4 protein-coding genes are annotated in these 5956 nt (G+C 55.7%); all 4 read right to left on the reverse strand.

Annotated features, from left to right (window positions below):
- Positions 1–685: mechanosensitive ion channel family protein (locus ACXJ5O_RS16680; RefSeq protein ID WP_457300866.1), on the reverse strand; the 685-nt coding region annotated here is incomplete at its 3' end.
- 57 nt (positions 686–742) lie between these two features.
- Positions 743–1321, reverse strand: coding sequence for a response regulator transcription factor (locus ACXJ5O_RS16685; protein WP_224506435.1), 579 nt, complete (start codon positions 1319–1321; stop codon positions 743–745).
- Positions 1322–1933: 612 nt separating this feature from the next.
- The gene (locus tag ACXJ5O_RS16690; protein ID WP_224506434.1) at positions 1934–2725 is read right to left on the reverse strand and encodes an SDR family NAD(P)-dependent oxidoreductase; all 792 of its coding nucleotides are present in this window, start codon (positions 2723–2725) and stop codon (positions 1934–1936) included.
- Positions 2726–2958: 233 nt separating this feature from the next.
- Positions 2959–5811 (reverse strand): ATP-binding protein, encoded by a 2853-nt coding sequence (locus ACXJ5O_RS16695; RefSeq protein WP_457300867.1) that lies wholly within the window; start codon positions 5809–5811, stop codon positions 2959–2961.
- Positions 5812–5956 lie beyond the last annotated feature (145 nt).

Here is a 5956-nt window from a genome sequence, read left to right on the forward strand (position 1 = left end):
GGTCCGGACTGCTGAGATTTGTCAAACCGACCTTCGCCAGAAAGCTGTTCGGAAGGACGACGAGATCGTTCGTTGAGTTCAGAAGATGGGTGGATCGCCAGTTGGTCTCCACAACCCTCCCTTCGATTTTGTCATTCAGGACTATCCAGTCGCCGATTGAATACGGCCGACCAAGGTTGAGTGCGATCCCAGAAAAAACGTCGCTTAGGGTGCTCTGCATCGCTAGGCCGAGAATGATTGCGAATACTCCCGACGTCGCGATCAACGTTCCAACTGGTACCCCGAGGACATAGGCTACGACCGATAGTGTTGCTCCGAGATAAATGAGTCCGACGACAAGGTCTTGGACAAGCCGTCCCTCCCTTGGCTGGCCCTCGAACCTCAGATACACCCGAACAAATCCGACGAGGGCTGAGGCGGCATTGATCCACCAGATGATCTTTGCCAACGCAATGAATATGCGTTCGAACGCCTCGGAAGCCTGAGGTTCTTCCTGGTAAGGAACGATCCCGTGATAGAGGAGGAGAACGGTAAGCGCCACGAAGAAGAACACTTGGCCAGCGAACCTTATTTTGGGAAAGCCGCGCAGACCGACACGCGTGGTAAAAACCCCAACGACAGCGAGCGTCCCCGCCTGAATGGTAGGATCAACGATGGCCTGAGACCAACTCAAATTCTGGAACATTTGTTTCTATCGCGATCTGAGCATGTCGCCCTACCCCTGCAGGACGAATAGCGGCTATCAAGGGGAAACCAACATCTCGGTCCGCTCGAGCAACCTTTGAAGTGTCCGTCGGTGCATGGACAACGCGCGCGCCGCCCGCGCTACGTTGTGGTTGCATGCTGAGTACACAGTTCGGATATGCTCCTTACGCACTGCGTTTGGGCAGGGAAGCACATCTGGAAGAAGGGCCTTGCTGCAATACTGTCCAAGCAGAAGCTGCAGCACAAACTCGGTCTTGATCGGTTTCGGCAGGACGTCAGTTGCTCCCCTCATGGCGGCGTGAACCGCGACTGAAATATTGCAAAACGCGCTGTGGACCAGAATACGTGAATTCGGGTTGTTTTTTCGGACATCCTCGATCAACGAGAATCCGTCGCCATCCTGAAAGCGAAGCTCGATCAACGCAAAAGAAATCGGAATTGAAGAGATAAATGAGCGACTCTCCTCCAATGTCGTCGACAGTTTGACGAAGTAGCCGCTGCGGACGAGGTGCCGGACGAGGTCTGAATTGCGATCGATTGCTGGATCGGCGACCAGAACACAGCACACGTTCTGGTTGAACGGCGATTTTGGCATGGCAGGTGGTGGCATAAACATGTCGGACCTCCTTCGTTTGGATATAGAGGTTAGCCGGTGCGCCAAGGACCTAACACTATACTTAGATGCAGGTACGCCACGCCGAATTGGCAGTTGTGAACCGGCGCGTGGCTTGAACCGCGAACGGAGCTGGTGTTCCATTACTTGGTTGGGTCTCGACCAATAAGGTTTCCAACCTAGACCACTGTATAGATGCGGCCGATAATACGCTGCTCTACGCTGCTGATATCCAATTCTTGTGCCGAAAATATCGGACCAAATCTCGTTCGGCACAATGACGACAGCGGCTGTTCGATACGGCCGTCCTGCGACATCTGAGGCATTACTTCACTTCGGGCTTCCTACCCGAGCCCTTGAACGCGTCCTAAAGACGCCGGAGCACAGCTATGGACCGAGCCCAAGAACTATCGTCCGCACAGAAGCGCTCACCCGTCTGTTCCAGGGCGGGCACACTGTGCGCTTGCCGGCGCCTTGCTCGGCGATACATTGTTTTTCGATACGTCACACGGGGTCGAACCGGGACCTAACGATGCCGCGGTACCGGTTCAAGTCGCCCCGGTTGTAGTGACAAATTTCCCACTGTATCTCGACGGGCTCGGCACAGTGGAGACTTCAGGCAATGGTTGGGATGACTCCCCCGTCGGCCCGTATCGCGGCTCCATTGGTTGCAGCGGAACGCGGGCTCGACACAAAGGCCACTAGATCGGCGATCTCCTCAGGCAATATGAGCCGTTGGAGCAAAGACATCGAACGATGTGTCCTGAAGAATTCGCTCTCGACTTGGGCTTCGCTTGCCTCCGGATTTGACGACAGCGACCTTAGAAATTCAATACTCGCATCCGAGCGTGTGGGGCCGGGCAGGACTGCGTTGACAGTTACGCCCGTGCCCCTGGTCTCGTTCGCCAATCCGCGAGAGACGGCCAACTGCGCTGTTTTCGTCATGCCGTAATGAGCCATGACGGAAGGCGTCATCAGGCCTGACTCGCTGGAGATGAAGATTATCCGCCCCCAGTCCCGCTTCAGCATCCCGGGAAGGTAAGCGCGAGATAGCCGAATACCGCCCATTACATTGACTTCAAAGTAACGGAGCCAATCCTCGTCGGATATCTCTGCGAAAGGCTTTGCCTCATATATTCCCAGGTTGTTGATCAAAATATCCACTTCGGGCAGTTCCTCGGCAACCACGGCGGCTCCCGCGGCAGTCGATGTGTCAGCGTCGATTCCTCTAACTTTTCCTCCGCTGCTGAGTCCGATGTTGTTAACAGCGGCTGCCAAACGCAGTTTGTTTCTGCCAGGGATGACCACGCTAGCGCCTTCGGCAACCAACGATCTCGCGATCTCGAGGCCGATCCCGCCGGTCGCGCCCGTAACTAAGGCTGTCTTGCCAGCGAGTTGCAAATCCATGCCGATTTCTCCTTGATTGTATGTTGGATAACGAGCTTTCGTGTTTGGGGGCGTTGTTCCCGTCCTGAAGCTCGTAATCATTCACGACGGCTCTCATCGGTTCAAAGTGACGCCGCTAGGCCGATGTAGCGAGTTCAGTATTGCAAAAAGGTGCAAATCCGACAGGCGGTGGGGAGTTCCTTGAGTGAGAGAGTGACATCGTCGCAAACACGGCAGAAAGTGTGCGGTCTGCCTTACGCGGTGGCTCTGATGGTCTGCAAGGATGCCAGCATCATGCGTGCGCAAACTAGATCGGACGTTTCGAAGCCCTCTGTGAAACGGCTCAGAAGGACAGTAAGCAGCTCGATTGCTTGCGACCTTTTACCCGCCACGGTCCATGATCTCGCTAAGGGAATTGCAGCCCGCAGCTGCCAGCTAAGAGCCGACTGCTGTTCCGCAAGCACCATAGTTCGCATCAGCAATGCCTCAGCTTGGGGTATTGCCGGATTGACTTGCCGCAAAAGGATCCCCGCTTTCGCCATGAGCAGGTCAGGCATCCATATCTTCTCCGCACGGCGCTCCGCGGCGTAGATGGCAGCGTCGACAACGGCGTGCGCGTCGTTCCACCTAGAACAGGCAGCCAGAGCATTTGCTAAAACAGCAGACGTCGTGGAGACCACGATGTCATTGCGGTTGGCCTGCATACCGTCGATTGCCTCTCGTAAGACCTCTACGCCGAGATACGGTTTGCCAGTTAAAACCAAAAGCTCCCCCGCTAGCGCTTGCCCAAGCGACCTGAAGGCGCTCAAGCCCTGCTTGGTCGCCTGAGTGATGGCCATCTCGATATAAGGTGAGGCTTCATCATACTTGCCAGACCAGAGAAATACGGGTGTCGCATATATCAACGACAGACAGTACGAGACGTGTTCAGGGTTCTTAGCGCTCTCTGCAATAGCAAGCCGTGCCGCAGCGAGAGCCCGATCCGGATAACCGTGGAGCCAAAGAGAGCGCGCCAATGCAAACCGGACTCTCGCCTCCTGAAACAAATTGAGCTTGACCGGCGGTTCGATGCGGGCCAGCGCCTGGCCGATCTCAGCATGCTGAATGGCCGCGTACTGGTCGCCAGCCAGGTGGTATGACGCCGCCAACATCCATTCCGCCAGGATCGTCTCACTGCGCCCCTGTATTTTTTTGGCGACAGCAAAGCTTTGCTCCGCTGCATCCAACGCGGCGCTGAATTCTCCTTGGCGGGTGAGGAATACGTTCAAGTCGGCCAGGAGATTGAGTTGGCATTTGTCGTCCCGCCGTGTCCGTGCGAGGTCCAGTGCATTCTGGATCAATACCCTCGTTTCCCTGCCGCCATTCACATATATACTAGATCGGGCCAGAGCTTCGAGCAAGCTAAGGTGGAACGCCGTCCCCTCATGTTCGGAGCGAAGCGCATTCAAGGCCTCTCTGCACCAGTGATGGCAGAGCGCAAAGTGCGATTTCGCCATAAAGAGGCGAGTCGCTTTCCCGGCGATTTCGATCCCCAATACCTTGTCGCCCTCTTCCGAGAAACACCAGGGCAGGACAATCTGTATGTTTCCGATGTGATAAGCACAAAGTTCGTCACAGCAATCGCCAGCCTGTGGCCCCTGAAGACGTGTTAAAAAGTCTCTCAAGTGATTGGCTAAGCGCTCGGCAAGCCGGCCTTTGAAACCCGTAGTTTCGAGTCTTTCCATGGCATAAGCGCGGGTTACACCGAGAATTCGATATTTCGCCATTTGCAAATCGGAGGAATTTTGCACCAATGACTTTTCGACCAGGCTGGCTATTGCAGCTCTAACATCGGCGTGCGCGCCGTCCTTCCCAACGACCGCGTCTGCATCCTCCAGGGTGAAATCGGAGCCGAAAATCGCCAGTTCGAAAAGGATGGTCCGCTCGTGAGGGGCCAATAGCTTGACGCTCCAGTCGAGAAGAGATTCGAGCGTTTGGTGTCGCGATGAGGTCGTCCGTGTGCCCTGAAGCTGTAGACCGCTTCCTTCGTTCAACAGCTCTAGAGTTCCACGTATTCCGTAGAACCCGACGCGGCTGGCAGCCAGTTCGATCGCCAAGGCAATCCCGTCTAGACGTCTGCAAATATCGACCACCAGAGGGGCATCGATGTCGGTCAGTCTCCCCGCAAAGCCTCCGGTTGCGGCCCTTTCCATAAATAGCTGCACTGCTGGTGAAGCAAGTGCCTTTGACGCAGTCATCGGTCCGTCCTCGGGGAGGCCCAGAGGCGGCAGCAAAAGAATATTCTCGCCTCTGACCCTAAGGGCCTCGCGGCTGGTGGCGAGTATCGACAGTGATTGAACACCATCGAGGAGACGCTGGGCCAACGGAGCGGCTATCTCTATCACATGCTCGCAGTTGTCGAGAATTAGGCACGTTTCGCGCCCGGACAGGAACGTGCGTAGAGACTGCTCGGGGTCCGAACCCTGAATGAAACACCCGACAGAGGAGGCGATGAAGCTGGAGACGTCCGCACCGTTCGTTATAGCTTGCAGATTGATGAAGAAAACGCCCATTTTGCACGCACTGACAAGCGAATTCGCAACTGCGATCGCGACGGTCGTCTTTCCTATTCCGCCAGTACCCACTAAAGTCACAAACCGGCGTGAGGTCAGCATGGAAGTAAGCCTTCCAACTATCTCGTCTCTCCCCACGATCGAACGAGGTAGTTTCGGAAGGGCACCATATTGTGCGGGTTCGGAAGCCGCCTGATATCCTGTCTCTTTATCCAACTTGTCGCCCGATACGGGAGCAGCAAACAAGTAACCTTGGCCCGGAACATTGATGATGTACCTCGACCCGTTGATTCCGTCGCCCAAAGCCTTGCGGAGCGCGGTTAGCTGGGTGCGAAGATTTGCGTCCTCCACTGTGACGCCTTTCCAGACCTGTTCGATCAAATGGCGCCCGCTCACCACGCTTCCGGGATTGTCTAGCAGCACCCCGAGAACGTCCAGCGCCCGCCCTCCGATGAGGACAGGAATACCTTCGCGCGTCAGCGATCGCTGCGCTTTTACGAACCGAAACGGACCGAATAGACGCGCGTCTTCCTGCGAAACAAGTCGTACACTCATGTTCGACTACTCCAGCGCAACTGGTGCGATCATCAGCTCCCCAAATCCGATCCTATCATTTTTTTCCGCCTATGGAACCGACTGCTCGGACGACTCATCGTGGACGTCCTGCGCCAAAATAGACCGCCGTTAGTGGGCTCATGAT

This window comes from Phyllobacterium sp. P5_D12 (assembly GCF_054049495.1).

Excerpts from the sequence above, each read along its gene's own strand:
- ACXJ5O_RS16685 (WP_224506435.1), bottom strand. The coding sequence starts at position 1,321 with ATGTTTATGCCACCACCTGCCATGCCAAAATCGCCGTTCAACCAGAAC.
- ACXJ5O_RS16690 (WP_224506434.1), bottom strand. The coding sequence starts at position 2,725 with ATGGATTTGCAACTCGCTGGCAAGACAGCCTTAGTTACGGGCGCGACC.
- ACXJ5O_RS16695 (WP_457300867.1), bottom strand. The coding sequence starts at position 5,811 with ATGAGTGTACGACTTGTTTCGCAGGAAGACGCGCGTCTATTCGGTCCG.